14 protein-coding genes are annotated in these 18,186 nt (G+C 43.5%); all 14 read left to right on the forward strand.

Annotated elements, in window-relative coordinates; all coding sequences use genetic code 11:
- Positions 1 to 7 precede the first annotated feature (7 nt).
- The 14 genes from AC4E8A_RS07680 to spoVE all read left to right on the forward strand — a co-directional run bounded on the left by AC4E8A_RS07680 (position 8) and on the right by spoVE (position 17,216).
- Complete coding sequence (locus tag AC4E8A_RS07680) at positions 8 to 1,546, forward strand: acyl-CoA carboxylase subunit beta (protein WP_490197777.1); 1,539 nt, start codon at positions 8 to 10, stop codon at positions 1,544 to 1,546.
- Positions 1,547 to 1,706: 160 nt separating this feature from the next.
- Positions 1,707 to 2,603 (forward strand): 2-dehydropantoate 2-reductase, encoded by an 897-nt coding sequence (locus AC4E8A_RS07685; RefSeq protein WP_490197778.1) that lies wholly within the window; start codon positions 1,707 to 1,709, stop codon positions 2,601 to 2,603.
- Complete coding sequence (locus tag AC4E8A_RS07690) at positions 2,604 to 2,990, forward strand: DUF3397 domain-containing protein (RefSeq protein WP_490197779.1); 387 nt, start codon at positions 2,604 to 2,606, stop codon at positions 2,988 to 2,990.
- A gap of 100 nt (positions 2,991 to 3,090) precedes the next feature.
- On the forward strand, positions 3,091 to 4,710 hold the full coding sequence (gene bshC / locus AC4E8A_RS07695) for a bacillithiol biosynthesis cysteine-adding enzyme BshC (RefSeq protein WP_490197780.1): 1,620 nt from the start codon (positions 3,091 to 3,093) through the stop codon (positions 4,708 to 4,710).
- A gap of 540 nt (positions 4,711 to 5,250) precedes the next feature.
- Positions 5,251 to 5,682: a division/cell wall cluster transcriptional repressor MraZ gene (gene mraZ / locus AC4E8A_RS07700; RefSeq protein WP_490197781.1), complete on the forward strand. Its 432-nt coding sequence runs from the start codon at positions 5,251 to 5,253 to the stop codon at positions 5,680 to 5,682.
- Positions 5,683 to 5,763: 81 nt separating this feature from the next.
- A complete protein-coding gene (gene rsmH / locus AC4E8A_RS07705) occupies positions 5,764 to 6,696 on the forward strand; it encodes a 16S rRNA (cytosine(1402)-N(4))-methyltransferase RsmH (protein WP_490197783.1) in 933 nt (310 codons plus the stop codon).
- 25 nt (positions 6,697 to 6,721) lie between these two features.
- Entirely contained in the window at positions 6,722 to 7,087 is a 366-nt protein-coding gene (gene ftsL / locus AC4E8A_RS07710) for a cell division protein FtsL (protein WP_490197785.1), read from the forward strand.
- Positions 7,084 to 9,297, forward strand: coding sequence for a penicillin-binding protein (locus AC4E8A_RS07715; protein ID WP_490197786.1), 2,214 nt, complete (start codon positions 7,084 to 7,086; stop codon positions 9,295 to 9,297). The genes ftsL and AC4E8A_RS07715 overlap by 4 nt, the downstream gene beginning before the upstream one ends.
- Positions 9,298 to 9,570: 273 nt before the next feature.
- Positions 9,571 to 11,487, forward strand: a complete 1,917-nt coding sequence (locus AC4E8A_RS07720) for a stage V sporulation protein D (protein ID WP_490197788.1) — start codon at positions 9,571 to 9,573, stop codon at positions 11,485 to 11,487.
- 289 nt (positions 11,488 to 11,776) lie between these two features.
- Positions 11,777 to 13,240 (forward strand): UDP-N-acetylmuramoyl-L-alanyl-D-glutamate--2,6-diaminopimelate ligase, encoded by a 1,464-nt coding sequence (locus tag AC4E8A_RS07725; protein WP_490197789.1) that lies wholly within the window; start codon positions 11,777 to 11,779, stop codon positions 13,238 to 13,240.
- On the forward strand, positions 13,240 to 13,677 hold the full coding sequence (locus AC4E8A_RS07730) for a hypothetical protein (RefSeq protein ID WP_490197790.1): 438 nt from the start codon (positions 13,240 to 13,242) through the stop codon (positions 13,675 to 13,677). The genes AC4E8A_RS07725 and AC4E8A_RS07730 overlap by 1 nt, the downstream gene beginning before the upstream one ends.
- Position 13,678: 1 nt before the next feature.
- On the forward strand, positions 13,679 to 14,653 hold the full coding sequence (mraY, locus tag AC4E8A_RS07735) for a phospho-N-acetylmuramoyl-pentapeptide-transferase (RefSeq protein ID WP_490197791.1): 975 nt from the start codon (positions 13,679 to 13,681) through the stop codon (positions 14,651 to 14,653).
- Positions 14,654 to 16,003, forward strand: coding sequence for a UDP-N-acetylmuramoyl-L-alanine--D-glutamate ligase (gene murD / locus AC4E8A_RS07740; protein WP_490197792.1), 1,350 nt, complete (start codon positions 14,654 to 14,656; stop codon positions 16,001 to 16,003). It abuts the gene before it with no gap.
- Positions 16,004 to 16,115: 112 nt separating this feature from the next.
- Positions 16,116 to 17,216, forward strand: a complete 1,101-nt coding sequence (spoVE, locus tag AC4E8A_RS07745; protein ID WP_490197794.1) for a stage V sporulation protein E — start codon at positions 16,116 to 16,118, stop codon at positions 17,214 to 17,216.
- Positions 17,217 to 18,186: the final 970 nt, after the last annotated feature.

An 18,186-nucleotide genomic window follows, 5' to 3' on the forward strand; every position in this document is an offset into this window, starting at 1 on the left:
TTTTTCAGTGACTCAAAAAACATATGAACATGTACTGGAAGAAAAAAGGGAGAAAATATTAAGCGGCGGACAAGAGAAATATCATGAAAAGCTGAAGGAACAAAATAAATTGTTTGTCAGGGACCGTTTGAACTTATTATTCGATAACGGAGAGTATCAGGAAGATGGCATGTTTGCCAATTGCCAGGAGGAAGGCCTGCCGGCAGACGGAGTAGTGACTGCAACAGGAAAAATTGGAGGCAGGACGGTATGTGTAATGGCCAATGATTCGACCGTCAAAGCAGGGTCATGGGGAGCCAGGACAGTTGAAAAAATCATCAGGATACAGGAAACAGCCTTGAATCTGAAAGTGCCGATTCTGTATCTTGTCGACTCTGCAGGGGCAAGGATTACCGATCAGCTTGAAATGTTTCCTAACCGCAGGGGGGCAGGAAAAATTTTTCATAATCAGGTGAAAATGTCAGGCATGATCCCGCAAATTTGTCTTTTGTTTGGGCCTTCTGCTGCTGGTGGAGCGTACATACCTGCTTTCTGTGATATTGTCATCATGGTGGATGGGAATGCTTCAATGTATTTAGGATCTCCACGTATGGCCGAAAAGGTTATTGGTGAGAAAGTGACACTCGAAGAAATGGGTGGCGCGAGAATGCACTGTTCGGTCAGTGGGGTAGGTGATATGCTGGCCTATTCTGAAGAAGAGGCGATAAAAGCGGCTAAGGATTACCTGGCTTACTTCCCGGCAAATTACCTTCATAAGCCTTCGGGTATAGAAGCGGTGAAACCTAAAGAGGGAAGAACATTAGAGCAGATTATCCCTGAACATCAGAATGCACCATTTGATATGTACGAATGCATCGATGCTTTGATCGACGAAGGAAGCTTTTTTGAAATGAAGAAGCTATTCGCTCAGGAAATCGTCACAGGTTTTGCCCGCGTTGACGGTAAGCCCGTTGGCATCATTGCGAATCAGCCGAAGGTAAAGGGCGGGGTACTTTTTGTGGACTCTGCAGATAAGGCAGCCAAATTCATTACTTTGTGTGATGCATTCTCTATTCCTCTTCTTTTCCTTGCAGATGTGCCAGGATTTATGATCGGAACCAAGGTGGAAAGAGCGGGAATCATCAGACATGGAGCAAAATTAATTGCTGCAATGAGCTCAGCAACTGTACCGAAGATTTCTGTCATTGTTAGGAAAGCGTATGGAGCAGGTCTATATGCAATGGCGGGTCCTGCTTTTGAGCCGGATGTCTGTATTGCCCTCCCAACTGCCCAAATTGCAGTAATGGGGCCTGAGGCAGCTGTGAATGCGGTGTATTCCAATAAGATCCAGGCGATTGAAGATCCGAAAGAACGCATTGCATATGTCCAGGAAAAACAGAAGGAATATAAGGAACACATTGATATCTATAAGCTTGCATCTGAAATGATTATAGATGAAATCACAGGGCCGAATGAGCTTCGGAATGTATTGATTGAACGCTTTAAACTTTATGAAACAAAAGAAGTGGAATTCAGCTCAAGAAAACATCCGGTATATCCGGTCTGATCAACGAAGGGGTTAACCTGCAGATAAGAGATCTGAGGGTTAGCCCTTTTTTTGTTAATCCCGGATGATTTCCAGACCAGGACTATTTCATCTGTCTTGTGTCAATGATAGAATATTCTTAGAAATAATAACCAATACGGACCGGATTGAGGAGATGAATATGAAAGTGGGAGTTATCGGCGGAGGGGCAATAGGCCTGCTTTTTGCTGCTTATCTCGGTAAAATTTATGATGTGACATTATATGTAAGAAGGCGAGAGCAGAAAGAATCCATCAACAGTAAAGGGGTCATACTCCACGATGATCAAAATGACCATCAAGTGATCAAGGTCAAAGTTGAGGATCATCTTGGTGATCTTTCAGAAAATGATTTGATTATCATCGCAGTCAAGCAATACCATTTACTCAATCTTGTTGAGAGAATGAATGAAGTCCCCAAAAATATTCCTCTATTGTTCTTACAGAATGGAATTGGCCATCTTGAGATGCTGGACAATTTTCATCATTCAAATTTATATGTGGGCACCATTGAACATGGGGCACTGAAGCTTTCGGACCATGAAGTGGCCCACAAAGGAAAAGGAAAGACAAAAACAGCAGTGTTTCGGGGAGGTGCAAAGCTGCTTGCCAGGTTATCGCAGGAAAGTGCCGAGTTCCCTTTTTGCATACTCCCTGATTATGAACTGATGCTCCTGGAGAAACTTGCGGTCAACGCTGTGATCAACCCGTTAACAGCCATCTTGGGGGTGCAGAATGGCAGGTTGATTGAGAATGAAAATTTCCAGGACCTTGCTCACTCTGTATTTAAAGAAATCCTTCTTGTGTATCCAACGTTGAACGGAGTAATTCATTTTAAAGACATTAAAGCAATTGCATTCAATACAAAAGGGAATACTTCTTCAATGCTGGCTGATGTTCGGGCGAACAGACAAACAGAAATAGAGGCAATACTTGGAGCGGTAATTGAACGTGCTGGCCGAAGCAAGGTTTCGCTCTCAATCATTCCTTATTTATATAAAATGGTTGAAGGACTTGATCACGAAAGGAGGAAAGGATAATTGTCTTCTTTTATCTCTGGTCTGTCGGCTGTCTTTACCCTGGCCCCATTTTTAGGTTATCTGACTGCCTTCATCCTAATGAAACAAATTAGCGGAAACCATAGAAAAGCCGTTAATACTGCTCTCAATATTACCACATTCCTATTGATCATATCTGTTCACTTTATCATCCTGGTGATCTGGGATAAACCCTTCATTTGGGTGCTTTTATTGATGATCCTGACTGGTACAGGAATCCTTTCGATTGTCCACTGGAGGATTAGGGAGGAGATTATATTCCGTAAGGTGATCAAAGGTGGATGGAGGCTTAGTTTCCTAATATTCTCTACAGCATATATCATCCTTTTGGTATATGGGATTGCTTCAAGCATTGCGAATACATTTTAGGTCTCTGATAAAAACAAATATCAGGCAAGTTTTTTCCTTTTATTGTTGTGGAATGCTATACTACGAACAGTAGAAGATGGAAGAAAAGGAGTCATTTAATATGGAACTGGAAAGCCTATATATTCCAGCAACAAATCGTTTTGCTTCATTATACTTACAGCAGGAATCTCCTGTAACTTCTTTTTTTCATTACAACCTGGGCGATTCGGACCTGTTTGCAAATAGAGTCACAGAGTTGAAAAAAAGGGATTTCCCAAGGGAAGCCCTGGTAAGGGTTATCGAAGGGTACATGAGACCCTTTCCTTCCAGCCAAGAAGTTGAGAAATCACTGGGTAAGCTGAAAGAAGATGCATCTGTAGTTATTGGAGGCCAGCAGGCAGGTCTGTTAACTGGCCCACTCTATACGATACATAAAGTCATTTCCATTATAAAGCTTGCTAAAGAGCAGGAACTAAAATTAAATTCCCCGGTTGTGCCGGTCTTTTGGATAGCTGGTGAAGATCATGATTATCAGGAAATCAATCATGTATATACAAAACTTCAAGGCCGGCTTGAAAAAAGGGGTTATCCAGAGCGGTCCGCAGATAAAAAAATGACAAGTGAATTCATTTATGAAAAAGAGACCATGCAGAAATGGGTGAATCAAGTGATTCATCATTTTGGAGAAACGGAGTTCACGAAAGACATCCTGATTGACCTGGAAGATGCGATTGAAAGATCGAGATCTATCGTTGATTTCTTCAGCAGCATCATTATGTCACTGTTCAAAGATTACGGCCTCCTCATAATAGATTCTGCATATCCTCCGTTACGAACTCTGGAAAAGCCTTTTTTTCATCATTTGATTGAAGGCAGCAGCACTATAACGGGAAAGGTAAAGGGACAGCAGGAAAACATTTTGGCAGACGGTTTTCCCCTTGCAATTGAGATGAAAGACAATGCAGCTAACCTGTTCATTACGGAAAACGGAGAACGGATCCTCCTCGAAAAAGAAGGGGACCATTTCAGGGGAAAAAATGGGGAAATCCATTACACACAAGGGCAACTTGAAGAGATTCTCCATGCTGAACCCCATAGATTCAGTAATAATGTCGTGACACGTCCATTAATGCAGGAGTGGTTATTCCCCACCCTTGCATTTATAGCGGGACCTGGTGAAATAGCTTATTGGGGTGAACTCAAGCAGGCGTTTGAATGGGCTGGATTCAAGATGCCGCCGATTGTGCCAAGGCTGAACCTGACCATCCTTGAACGTGACATAAACAAAAATATCGAGGAACTCGGCCTTTCGCTGGATACAGTCCTTAAAGAAGGGGTCCAGAAGGAAAAGCAGAGCTATTGGGATTCCGTTAAAGATGTGACTCTTGAAACAAACATTGATGAAGCGGAAATTGCACTCAGGGAATCCTATAAGGAGATCCTTCCAAAGGCAGCTGGAATTGATAAAGGGTTGGAGAGCATCATCGAGAAGAATCTCGCTTTCCACAAACAGCAATTTGATTTTTTAAGATTGAAGACAGATCAGTCAATAAAGAGCAAATATGAACTGAAGCTGGGAAAATACGACAGAGTACAGGCGTCGCTGAAGCCTGACGGAGCACCACAGGAAAGAATCTGGAATTTGTATTATTTCCTGAACCGGTATGGGAGAGATTTTCTCAAGGAATTGATGGAGCTTCCGTTGGAATTTGACGGAAAACATAAAGTGGTAAAGATATAAAGCAAAAAGGAAGAAGGTGATTAGACATCACCTTCTTCCTTTTTTGCGTGGGAATGTGGATGTTTTAGTGGTTAGAAAAGCTTAATATGCCTGGTCATGCAATAGAGTTCGAGATGGTTATGGGAAATGGGCGTTACGCCCGGGAAAAACAAGTCTAGCGCGAGGGGCATGTGAAAATGGACCAAACTCTTCGGTAATAGTGTATTTCGCAGCGGGATAGAGCAAGTTTCTGACACAACGCGAAAGAAACGCGGCATTCCATTAGAGAACGGGCAGACAGTGTATAGAAAATTGGCTCAGTTTACTTGGGCACAAACCTAATTGTTGAGATATCCCAGCGGAAATGGTTTAATCCATGTGGATTTTGACTCTATCTTGAAAGAAGCTCATTAATTTCCCTACCATGCCCCACCTTCCCAAAATGCTATAAAAAGAAGACTGAAATAAGCAGGAATAATTGTAAAGAAAAAGAAATTATTTATATGTGGTGAAAAGTGGGGGAATGTGGTACATTTGTGTTAGAAAGTGGGGGCAGTGGATATGTTCATGGGCGAATATCAGCATAACATTGATAATAAAGGCCGTTTAATCGTCCCTTCGAAGTTCAGGGAGCATCTTGGTGATGCCTTTGTTTTGACCCGTGGACTCGATCAATGTATATTTGGATATCCGCTTGAGGAATGGAGAGCACTTGAGGAAAAACTTAAATCTCTTCCACTGACTAAGAAAGACGCACGTGCTTTCACCCGGTTTTTCTTTTCCGGTGCAACTGAATGTGAACTGGACAAGACCGGGCGGATCAACATCCCCTCCACACTTACGGGGTATGCAAAGCTAGAAAAGGAATGTGTCGTATTGGGAGTTTCCAATCGAATTGAGATTTGGAGTAAGCCTTTATGGGAAGACTATTTCTCACAGTCAGAGGATTCCTTTGCAGAAATCGCTGAGAATATGATTGGTTTTGATATATGATCTGCTCTGCAAACACAACAAACGATTCGGAAATAGACTTTGCTTAATAAACTTGCAGTTCGATTGGAAAGGTGAATGAAAATGTTTGAACATACAACAGTGTTATTAAAAGAAACAGTGCTTGGGCTGGACATCAAAAAGGACGGAATTTATGTTGACTGTACACTTGGGGGCGCCGGGCATAGTGAATTTTTAGCTTCCCAATTAGGTGAATCCGGAAGGCTTTACTGCTTCGATCAGGACCAGTCGGCTATTGATCATGCAAAAGAAAGGCTTGCTCCATACCTGGACAGGGTAACCTTTGTCAGATCCAATTTTCGCTTTATAAAAGAGGAACTGAATGAATTGGGAGTACAGCAGGTTGACGGGGTCATGTTTGATCTTGGCGTTTCCTCCCCGCAGCTGGATACACCGGAGAGAGGGTTCAGCTACCACCACGATGCTCCACTTGATATGAGAATGGACTTGCAAGGTGACTTGACTGCGTATGAAGTGGTGAATAATTGGCCATACGCTGATCTGGTCAGGATATTCTTCCGATATGGAGAAGAAAAGTTCTCCAAGCAGATTGCGAGAAAGATTGAAGCCGCCAGGGAAATCCAGCCTATTGAAACAACGGGACAACTTGTGGAACTCATAAAGGACGGCATCCCGGCACCTGCCAGAAGAAAGGGCGGCCACCCTGCAAAACGGGTGTTCCAAGCAATTCGAATCGCTGTAAACGATGAATTGGACGCCGTGGAAGAAGCTCTTGAAAAATCAATTGATATTCTGAAGCCTGGCGGAAGGATAAGCGTCATTACCTTCCACTCGCTCGAAGACAGGATCTGCAAGAGTATTTTCAAGGAAAAAGCTTCTGGACCTGACCTTCCACCAGGACTGCCTGTCATACCAGATGAGTATAAGCCTGAGTTGAAATTGGTTAACCGGAAACCGATCCTGCCAAGTGAAGAAGAATTAGAGAGAAATAACAGGGCTCGTTCCGCCAAGTTAAGAGTAGCAGAAAAAGCTTAAACATTTACAGAAGGGAGTAGAGAGAGTGAGCAATGTAGCAAGGAATTACAGAGAACAGACAATTCAACAGCCCCAGCGACAGCAGGAAACAGTCCCGGTAAGAGAAGAAAAAAGGCCGCTGATTACTCCTGGAGAAAAAATCCTGGTGGCAATCATTGGCGTAGTATTTTGTTTTATGTCTGTTAACATTATTTCGACCCAGTCATCCATATATAAAACAAACAAAGACATTCAGGTGGTTCAATCACAAATTGAGAAACAGGAAAAAGCGAATACTGACCTCAAATTACAAATCAGTGAACTAAGTACATACGAGAGAATCCTGGAGAAAGCGAAAGAACTTGGTCTTGATTTGAAAGAAAAGAACGTTAAGGTTGTGCAGAATCAATGAACAAGAAACCTGGAATGAGAATTGGAGCGGCCATCCTTTTTGGATTTTTCGGCCTGCTCTTTTTTGTTTTGATGGTACGCTTTGTCACTATTCAGGTGACGGGTGAAGCCGACGGGAAAGTATTGGCAGCACAGGCTGCGAAGAAATACCTGAAAAGCGGTGTGCTGGAAGCAGCAAGGGGAACGATTTTTGATCAAAAAGGAGAAGTGATTGCGGAGGATACTTCTGCCTATACCCTCATAGCGATAATTGATGAATCAGTTTCAAAAGACAGCGAGAAGCCGAAGCATGTTTCCGATCCTGAAAAGACGGCTGAGGTGCTCGCTTCATATTTAGATGTGGAAAAAACAACCCTTTATGAACGCCTTTCAAATGGAATCAGCGATGATCTTTTCCAAGTTGAATTCGGGAGTGCCGGACGGGGAATTTCCCATCAGGTCAAACTTGAAATAGAAAAAGAGGAACTGCCGGGGATTACTTTTGTAAAGGAAGCAAAAAGATTTTACCCGAATGGTGTCTTCTCTTCCCACTTAATAGGGTTTGCCCAGAAAGAGGAAAATGAGGGGAGTGCCACTGATATTGTGGGTAAAATGGGTATTGAAAAAAGCCTTGATAAATATCTCACAGGCAAGGATGGAAAAGTTAAATATGATAGTGATAAATGGGGATATATTCTCCCGCAGAGCGAAGAGCATGTGACACCTCCGCAAAACGGAAACGATGTTTATTTAACGATAGATAAAAAGATTCAAACGTTCCTTGAAGAAACAATGAGAAAAGTGGATGAACAGTATAAACCTGAGAAAATGCTAGCAGTGGTAGCGGATCCCAAAACGGGAAAGATTCTGGCTATGGCTCAAAGACCGACATTCCATCCAGAAACGAGGGACGATCTGAAGTCATGGCAGAATGAAATTGTTGAATCCTCGTATGAACCCGGGTCTACTTTTAAAAGTTTTTCCCTGGCAGCTGCAGTCGAAGAAGGTGCTTTTGCACCAAATGCATACTATGAATCTGGTAAATACTTTGTCGATGGGAACCCTGTTCCAATCCGCGATCATAATGGCGGCGAAGGATGGGGAAGCATCACTTATCTTGAAGGGGTCCAAAGGTCTTCCAATGTTGCCTTTGCAAAGTTATTGGATGAAATAGGACAGGACCGGTATCGGGAATACCTGGATAAGTTCGGGTTTGGGCAATTAACAGGCATTGACCTTCCCAATGAGACTCCCGGAAAGATTCTTTATCATTATCCAATAGAGAAATATACAACAATCTTTGGACAAGGGACAACCGTCACTCCCCTCCAGATTATCCAGGCTGAAACTGCTATTGCGAATAACGGAACAATGATGAAACCGTATGTAATTGAAAAAATTGTTGATCATACTACAAAAGAGGTCATTAAACAAACTGAACCGGAAGCTGCGGGGAACCCTATTTCTCCAGGAACAGCCAAAAAAGTAAGGGAATACCTAGCGACCACTGTAACTTCAGAGCACGGTACCGGACAGAAATTTGCAATTGAAGGCTATGATGTAGCGGGGAAATCAGGTACTGCCCAGATCCCTGACCTTGAAAATGGGGGGTATCAATGGGGGAAGGAAAACTATCTATTCTCATTCTTAGGGATGGCTCCTGCTGATGATCCGCAGCTTATTGTTTATGTGGCAATTAAAAAGCCGGAGTTAAAGCCGACAGAAATAGGCTCCGATCCGGTATCACAGGTATTTAACCCGGTTATGCTGAATAGCTTGAAGTACCTGAATATCAAGCCGGAGGAAAGTAAAAGCTTGAAGAGATCAGAATTACCCGACTTAACGGGTGAACCTGTTGAAAAGGCTAAAAAAGAACTGGAAGTATCTGGATTGGACCCAGTCGTTATTGGAAATGGACGGACGGTCGCAGGGCAGTCAACATCCCCTGGGACAATGATGCTTCAAGGTGAAAGGATCATTCTCCGTACAGACCGAAAGTTAACCATACCGGATATGAAAGGCTGGTCGGTAAGGGATGTACTGAAAGTTACTAAAATGGCCAATCTAGAACTCAATATGGTGGGAACAGGATATGTAACCAAACAAAATATTAAACCTGATTCCACGATTAATGAGTCAGAGCCTCTTGTGGTTACATTCCAGACCCCTGAGCAGCAAATGAAGGAAGAAAAGAAAGAAAATGAAACGGATGAAGAAGCCCCATTGAACTAATGAAAAAGGCCGGAGGAAATCCTCCGGCCTTTTTCATTGTCTGGGTAACTATAAAATTCTTGGGAAGGGTTGAAAATATGATGGATTTCCGGGTCCAGCTCCATGTCAAGAAGGTTAAAGACACCCATCTTGCTCGTCTTACGAATGTTTGGTGAAGAACAAAAGCGCTTCCCCTTTTGTTCTTCAGGATGCCATTTACATTCTCAGAAATCAACATACTTTCCTTTGTACAGGCATATAATTGAACGAGCCAAATAAGGGGAGGTACTAGGTGTGAAAAGGGTTTCGAATGTAACGGTGAGGAAAAGGCTGGCGCTGGCGCTTGTAATGGGGATTTTAATTTTTGCAGTTATAGATGCAAGGCTTGGGTATGTCCAATTTTTTATGGGGGACAAGCTGACGAGCTGGGCTAAAGATTCCTGGAGCAGAAACATTCCCTTCGAGCCGGAGAGGGGAAAGATTTTAGATAAAAATGGTGTCGAATTGGCCACGAATCAAAGTGCGCCGACTGTTTTTGTGGTGCCAAGGCAGATTACCGATCCGGCTAAAACATCAGAAAAGCTTGCAGCAGCACTTAATCTGCCTCTGGAGGATATCTATCAATACATAACGAAATCGGCCTCAATGGTAAGAATTAATGAGGCGAGAAAGATTTCTTATGAAAAAGCAAAAGAAGTACGTGACTTGAACCTTAAAGGGGTTTATATTGCGGAAGATTCCAAACGATACTATCCCTTTGGGAGCTATTTGTCCCATGTATTGGGATTTGCCGGCATCGACAATCAGGGACTTATGGGGCTTGAGCTCTTTTACAATAAGGAATTGAGCGGCGATGGAGGCTCTGTAAAGTTCTTCTCTGATGCTAAGGGCAAGCGGATGCCTGATATGGCAGATGATTATGAAGCACCGGTTGATGGGCTGGACCTAAAATTAACGATTGACACAAAAGTTCAGACAATTATAGAAAGAGAACTTGATATAGCAGAAGCGGCCTATAATCCCGATGGAATCATTGCAATTGCAATGGATCCTAATAATGGGGAAATACTGGCAATGTCAAGCCGGCCGACATTTGATCCTGCAAACTTCAGGAATGTCCCCCAGGAAATCTACAATCGTAATCTGCCCATCTGGAGTACGTATGAGCCCGGATCAACCTTTAAAATCATCACGTTGGCGGCAGCGCTTGAGGAGAAAAAAGTTGATCTCACAAAAGAGAAATTCCATGATCCAGGACATGTGGAAGTTGCCGGTTCAACTCTGCACTGTTGGAAGAGAGGGGGACACGGGACCCAGACCTTCCTGGAAGTTGTCCAGAATTCCTGTAACCCGGGCTTTGTAGAATTGGGAGAACGCCTGGGAAAAGAGACACTCTTTAAATATATTAAGGACTTCGGTTTTGGCCAGAAAACAGGAATTGACCTTCAGGGAGAAGGGAAGGGCCTCCTATTTAACCTCGATCGGGTCGGACCAGTGGAGCAGGCCACTACTGCTTTTGGGCAAGGAGTCGCCGTGACTCCAATACAGCAGGTTGCAGCAGTGTCAGCAGCAATCAATGGGGGAACTCTATACCAGCCTTATGTAGCAAAGGAACTTGTCGATCCAAAGACAGGTGAAGTGGTCATGAGGAATACCCCGAAAGCGAAGAAACAGGTGATTTCCAAAGAAACCTCCGAAGAAATCCGGTATGCTCTTGAAAGTGTTGTTGCACAAGGGACAGGAAGCAAGGCATTTGTAGATGGCTATAGAGTTGGTGGGAAAACGGGGACGGCCCAAAAAGTTAAGGATGGACGATATATGGAAAACAATCACATTGTTTCCTTTATGGGGTTTGCTCCTGCGGATAAGCCGGAAATTGTTGTTTACTTAGCGGTTGACAATCCAAAAGGCACCATACAATTCGGAGGTGTGGTTGCAGCCCCGATTGTAGGCAATATCATTGGTGACAGTTTACGGGCAATGGGGGTCCCGCCGAGGAAGGACCAGATTGAAAAAGAAACAACATGGTCTGATATACCACTTTTAGAAACTCCTGACCTGGTGGGAATGTCGCGTAAAGAATTGCAGCAGCAGCTGATCAACCTTAAGCTTGACATCAGTGGAGAGGGGAGTAAAGTGGTAGCACAGTCACCAGATCCCGGTGTAAAAATAAAAGAGGGTGCAACAATCAGGATCCAAATGGCAGAGTGAAAAAGTGAACTGGACAGACTTAAATGTACCAAAAGAATAAAAGTGCATGAGCTGCCTGAAGCGGGAAGCGGTCTATCCGCTTCAGGCAATTCACTGTTAAGACTCATTCTTTACAGGCTTGCAACATATTGTTATAACATGGCGACCTTTGATTGTAAGGAGGTTCAATTTGTTTTCGTCTCTGATATTGTGTAGTTCCCCCTGAACTAATCTTAAAGGTTGATAGATTTTGCGCGTGTTTTTCTGTAAAATAAAAATGGTTGCTTTACATACATGAGGAGTTGAAACGATGAAATTGCAAACTTTGCTGGGTGTATTGCCGTTTTTCACGACTAAGGGCGAGGGTAATCCTGAAATTGCAAACTTAAAAAACCATCATAAAAAAGTTAGCAATGGTGATTTATTTTTTTGTATAAAAGGATCCGAAGTGGACAGCCATACTCTAGCAAAAGAAGCAGTTCTCTCTGGCGCGGCTGCGGTTGTTTCCGAGCAGGAATTGGAATTGGATGTCCCTGTGATCATCGTGAAGGATTCAAGGAGAGCAATGGCCGTTCTTGCCAATCATTTTTACGGTCATCCTTCTAAAAAGCTGAGTCTGATTGGTGTGACCGGTACAAACGGGAAGACGACCACAACACACTTAATTGACAGGATATTTAATTTTACCGGAGATCAAACAGGTTTAATCGGTACGTTATATGTGAAAACAGGAGATGATGTGATTGCCAGTAAGAACACGACTCCTGACAGCCTGACCCTTCAGCAGCTTTTCGGTGAATTTGTTAATACTGGAGTTAATACGGCTATAATGGAAGTTTCTTCACATGCGCTATATCAGGGAAGGGTCCACGGATGCGATTTCGATATAGCTGTTTTTACCAATATCACACAAGATCATTTGGATTACCACAAGACCATGGAGGAATATAAAAGTGCAAAGAGCCTTCTTTTTTCGCAACTAGGCAACACGTACAATGAGAACAAGCGGAAATTTGCCATCATTAACAGTGATGACCCCTCGGCTGAATTTTTCATTCATTCCACAGCAGCACATGTCCTTACGTACGGACTGAGCCCTAATGCTGATTTTTATGCTGAAGATATCAAGCTCCGGCATAATGGATCTTCTTTTACTATGGTAACCCCTGCAGGAAAGATCCATTTGGATATCCAGCTGGCAGGAAGGTTTAATATTTATAATGTCCTTGCAGCAGCAGCAGCGGCTGCGGTTACTAAGATTTCCCTAACAGAAATCAAAGTAGCCATCGAATCAACCAAAGGAGTCAGCGGCAGGTTTGAACAAGTGGAGGCAGGCCAGAATTTTTCAGTTATTGTCGATTATGCCCATACACCTGACAGTCTTGAGAATGTATTAAAGACCATTGAAACCATCACAGAAGAAAAAGTGATAGTGGTTGTTGGCTGCGGAGGGGACAGGGACAGGACGAAGAGGCCCGTCATGGCTGATATTGCTTGTAAATACGGAAATCATATCATCTTCACTTCAGACAATCCTAGGAATGAAGACCCCAAAATCATCATTGATGAAATGACTGCAGGTATACAACATGAAAATTACTCTGTTATTATTGACCGGCAGGAAGCAATAGATCATGCTGTCTCATTAGCTTGCAAAGGAGATGTAGTACTCATAGCAGGTAAAGGCCATGAAGCTTATCAAATCATCGGAGATAAAGTGCTCACCTTTGATGACAGGGAGGCTGCAAAGGCTGCTATTGAGAGGTTGAACTGATGCTGAGTTATTCAGAGGTAAAGAATGCCGTTTCAGGTACCAGGGGGATTAATGATCCGGCATTGCAATTTGAAATGGTGACAGCCGAGGTGGATGTCGATATGCCTAAAGGCCTTTTCATCCCCGCTTCCAATAAAGACCTGTTTGCTGCAATCCATAAAGGGGCTGTGGCCTCCTTTTGGCAGAATGATGAAAAAATACCTGCATGGATGCCGAATCATTTTCCTTTATTCGTAACAGACAATATAATAGAGGCTGTACTAGGAATCCTTGATCATTATTACTATAAAACGAAACAAGAAGAGTGGGGAACAATGACAAAATTTATATTTAGAGACAAAGAAATGAGTAAACTAAACACCATTACAAACCATCAGCAATATGTAAAGTCCAGAAATCAAGCAGAAAAATCATTACTAATGAAGGGAGGGGAATGAGATGGCAGAAAATGTGATCTTTTATACGATACTAATGGGCTTCATAGTAACAGTTGTCCTTTCCCCGATATTTATTCCCTTCTTAAGAAGGCTTAAGTTCGGGCAGAGCATCAGAGAAGAGGGGCCGAAATCCCATCAGAAGAAATCCGGGACACCGACTATGGGAGGATTGGTGTTCCTTCTGTCGATATTGATAACTACACTTTTCATAACAAGCAGGTATTCTGAGTTTGGCGCTGAAACATTCCTCTTGCTCCTTGTAACAGTCGGATTCGGTTTTTTGGGTTTCCTTGATGATTTTATAAAAGTAGTCATGAAAAGGAACCTTGGATTGACTTCCAAGCAGAAACTTGCCGGGCAGATCGTTATCTCAGCTGTCTTTTTCTATGTTTATCAACAAAACGATTTTGCTTCGACTGTTTCCATTCCATTGACAGATATAAGCGTCGACCTGGGATGGTTTTATGTCTTGTTTATCATCTTTTGGCTGGTTGGATTCTCTAATGCAGTCAATTTGACTGATGGGCTTGACGGTCTGGTTTCCGGAACTTCAGCCATCGCGTTCGGAGCGCTTGCAGTACTCGCGTGGAATCAGTCTCAATATGATGTTTCCATCTTTGCAGTGGCAGTGGTAGGGGCTGTCCTTGGGTTCCTTGTCTTTAATGCACATCCTGCGAAGGTATTCATGGGAGATACTGGTTCGCTTGCTCTTGGCGGAGCCATCGCAGCTATTGCCATACTGACAAAACTTGAGATTCTGCTTATATTGATCGGCGGGGTTTTCGTCATTGAGACGCTTTCTGTCATCATACAGGTCATTTCGTTCAAGACAACAGGAAAAAGGGTCTTCAGAATGAGCCCGCTTCATCATCATTATGAACTTGTAGGCTGGTCTGAGTGGAGAGTCGTCGTGACTTTCTGGACTGTCGGCCTGCTGTGTGCAGTTTTAGGAATTTATATTGAGGTGTGGATATAATTGAAAACGACTCTAAAATTCAAACATAAAAAAGTACTAGTATTGGGATTGGCAAAAAGCGGGGTCAGCGCAGCCTCGCTGCTTCATAAGTTAGAGGCATTCGTCACAGTGAATGACCGTAAACCTTTTTCTGAAAATCCGGAAGCACAAGGTCTTCTTCAGCAAGGGATCAAGGTTATTTGTGGAAGCCATCCCATTGAACTCCTGGATGAAGGTTTTGACTACATAGTTAAGAATCCCGGCATTCCGTATGAAAACCCTTTGGTGAGCGGAGCTGTGGAAAAGGGGATTCCTGTCCTTACTGAAGTGGAGTTGGCCTATTTGGTTTCAGAGGCACCATTTATAGGCATTACGGGTACAAATGGAAAAACGACAACAACAACCTTAGTGTATGAGATGCTAAATAAAGGCGGGAAACATCCTTTGATTGCGGGGAATATCGGAACCGTGGCTTCTGAAGTTGCGCAGACTGCTGAAGAAGAAAACAACGTGGTCATTGAACTTTCTTCTTTCCAACTGATGGGGATCGACACGTTCCGACCTAAAATAAGCATCTTCATCAATCTCTATGAAGCCCATCTTGATTATCATGGTTCAATTGATGAGTATGCCAAAGCCAAAGCAAATATCACAGCTAACCAGACAGAAGATGATTATCTTATCATCAACGCTGACCAGCCGGAGCTGGATGAACTTTTACGTTATTCTAAGGCAGAAAAGATTTATTTTTCAACAAAGAAGCAATTGGAAAAAGGGGCAAGTATTAAAGATGGGTTCATTTGGTTTGATAATGAAAGAATCATGAATACATCCATGGTTGCCCTGCCTGGAAAACACAATCTAGAAAATATCCTTTGTGCGGTCATCGCTTCAAAGATCACCGGAGTAGACAATGAAGCGATTCAAGAAGTCCTCAAGACATTCACCGGAGTTAAGCATAGGACACAATTTGTAAGAACACTGGGCGGCAGGTCATTTTATAACGATTCTAAAGCCACCAATGTTCTGGCAGCCAAAAGTGCGTTGGAAGCATTTGATCAGCCAACCATCCTGCTTGCAGGCGGGCTGGACAGAGGAAACAGCTTCGACGAACTGATTCCATATATGACCCATGTCAAAGCCCTCGTCACTTTTGGGGAAACAGCACCAAAATTAATGGAAACAGCGGCTAAAGCAGGGATACAAACTATAAAACGTGTCGATAATGTAGAGGCTGCAGTACCTGCCGCTTATGAGGTTTCAGATGAAGGGGATGTAATCCTGCTCTCACCTGCATGTGCAAGCTGGGATCAATATCGTACTTTTGAAGTCCGCGGTGACATTTTTATCGAAGAGGTGCATAAGCTTTAATAAGGGCTTGTCTATTTTGGAGCAATAAAGAAGAAATTCAGCTTGTGTGACATCGGAAATCAAAGGTTTTGATTGCTCGAAACGGCTCAAATAAGTCTATCGAGGTGTTAGGATGCCTTTGAAAAAATCTACTCCAGACTTCATTTTAATTGTAGTAACTTTATCTTTGCTGGCCATCGGGCTGATCATGGTGTACAGCGCCAGCGCGATATGGGCTGATTACAAATTCGATGATACCTTCTTCTTTGCAAAAAGGCAGATGCTTTTTGCAGGAGTGGGGGTTCTGGCTATGTTTTTTATCATGAATGTTGACTATTGGACATGGAGGACCTGGGGGAAAGTCATTATTATTGTATGTTTTGTGCTGTTGGTCCTGGTTCTTATACCAGGTGTCGGGGTGCTGAGGAACGGATCGAGGAGCTGGATAGGTGTCGGGGCTTTCTCGATTCAGCCTTCGGAATTTATGAAGATTGCCATGATTGCTTTTCTAGCAAAATTTTTGTCGGAAAACCAGAAGTACATAACTTCTTTCCGTAAAGGGCTGGTCCCTTCGCTGTTCCTTGTATTCACTGCTTTTGGAATGATTATGCTTCAGCCCGACTTGGGGACAGGCACTGTAATGGTGGGGACCGCTGTTGTTATGGTTTTTATTGCAGGAGCAAAAATCAGCCATTTCGCCATGATGGGACTCGCCGGGCTTGCAGGGTTTGCTGCCCTGGTGTTGTCTGCACCGTATCGAATGGAACGGATCACTTCATTCCTGGATCCGTGGGAAGACCCATTGGGCAGTGGATTTCAAATGATCCAATCCCTTTATGCAATTGGTCCCGGCGGTCTCCTTGGATTGGGACTTGGTGAAAGCAGACAGAAATTCTTTTATCTGCCAGAACCGCAAAATGATTTCATTTTTGCCATTTTGGCTGAGGAACTTGGTTTCATAGGAGGCAGTCTCGTACTTCTATTATTTGCTCTTCTGCTCTGGAGAGGAATTCGTATTGCGCTTGGTGCCCCAGACTTGTACGGAAGCTTTCTGGCTGTAGGGATTGTTTCCATGATAGCCATCCAGGTGATGATCAATGTAGGGGTGGTGACCGGATTGATGCCGGTGACCGGTATAACCCTTCCGTTCTTGAGTTATGGAGGGTCATCATTGACATTGATGCTTCTTGCAGTCGGTGTGTTGTTGAACATCAGCCGATACTCACGACTATAGGGACAATGACCGGAATGCAGATTCATGCTGTGTTTCGGTTTTTTGTATTCTTGAAAGAATATTGCAGGGAGCTATTCAAGGATATGAACAGTGAAATAAAGGAGTGAAGTGTATCGAAGCTCGACTGTGTCGTAAGGAAATCTTTCCGCCATGAGCAGATTGAAGGGATAAACCTTACAAATTGAGCAGGCCATTCAACTTTTTTCATGATTAATCAACATCAACTCACTGCGTTCGCTGTGTTTCCTTTATCTGATGCGAAGCCGGTCCAGTCCGTACACAGCCGACCGGGCCTTTCCGCTTCTTAGCGATAAGTCATCATCGAATCGCTGTCGCTCTTCGTGATTCCTATATCTCATGCAAGAGCCCTCCAATCTGTACAGCGCTGACCGGGGCAGCTTCCGCTTTATATCAATCCAGCTAGCCCCTCGGGGTCATAAGCCAATCCGCCGAGAAGGCAAAGTGCAGCCTTCCCGCCGGCTTGTCTTATGCCTGTCGGGGCTGATCAAGGCGCTTGCGCTTTTTAATCAATCCAGCTCCAGCGGCCAGCGCCTAGAGGATTTCGGTCTTCCTCCTTGCGATAAGTCAACATCGGCTCGCTCCGCTTGCCGTGTTTCCTATATCTCATGCGGAAGCCCTCCAATCCGTACGGCACTGAACGGCCGCTTGCGCTTTTTAATCAATCCAGCAACTAGCGGATTTCACACTGCCTTCTTTGCGATAAGTCAACATCGATTCACGTTCGTTCATCGTGTTTCCTTTATCTCGATGCGGCAGTGCTCCAATCCGTACGTTGCTGAACGGCCGCTTCCGCTTTATATTTTGTAACAAAACGGATAACCTATTTACATTTCAATGACATTCTGATAATCAATACCCGTGTGAGTTTAAAATGTAGTAGTATAGGGAATACGCTGAAAGGCCTTGCTTTTGGGTGAGAAAAAGGTAATTAAATTCACAAGAAGGAATA

This window comes from Bacillus sp. SRL337, from assembly GCF_984799155.1.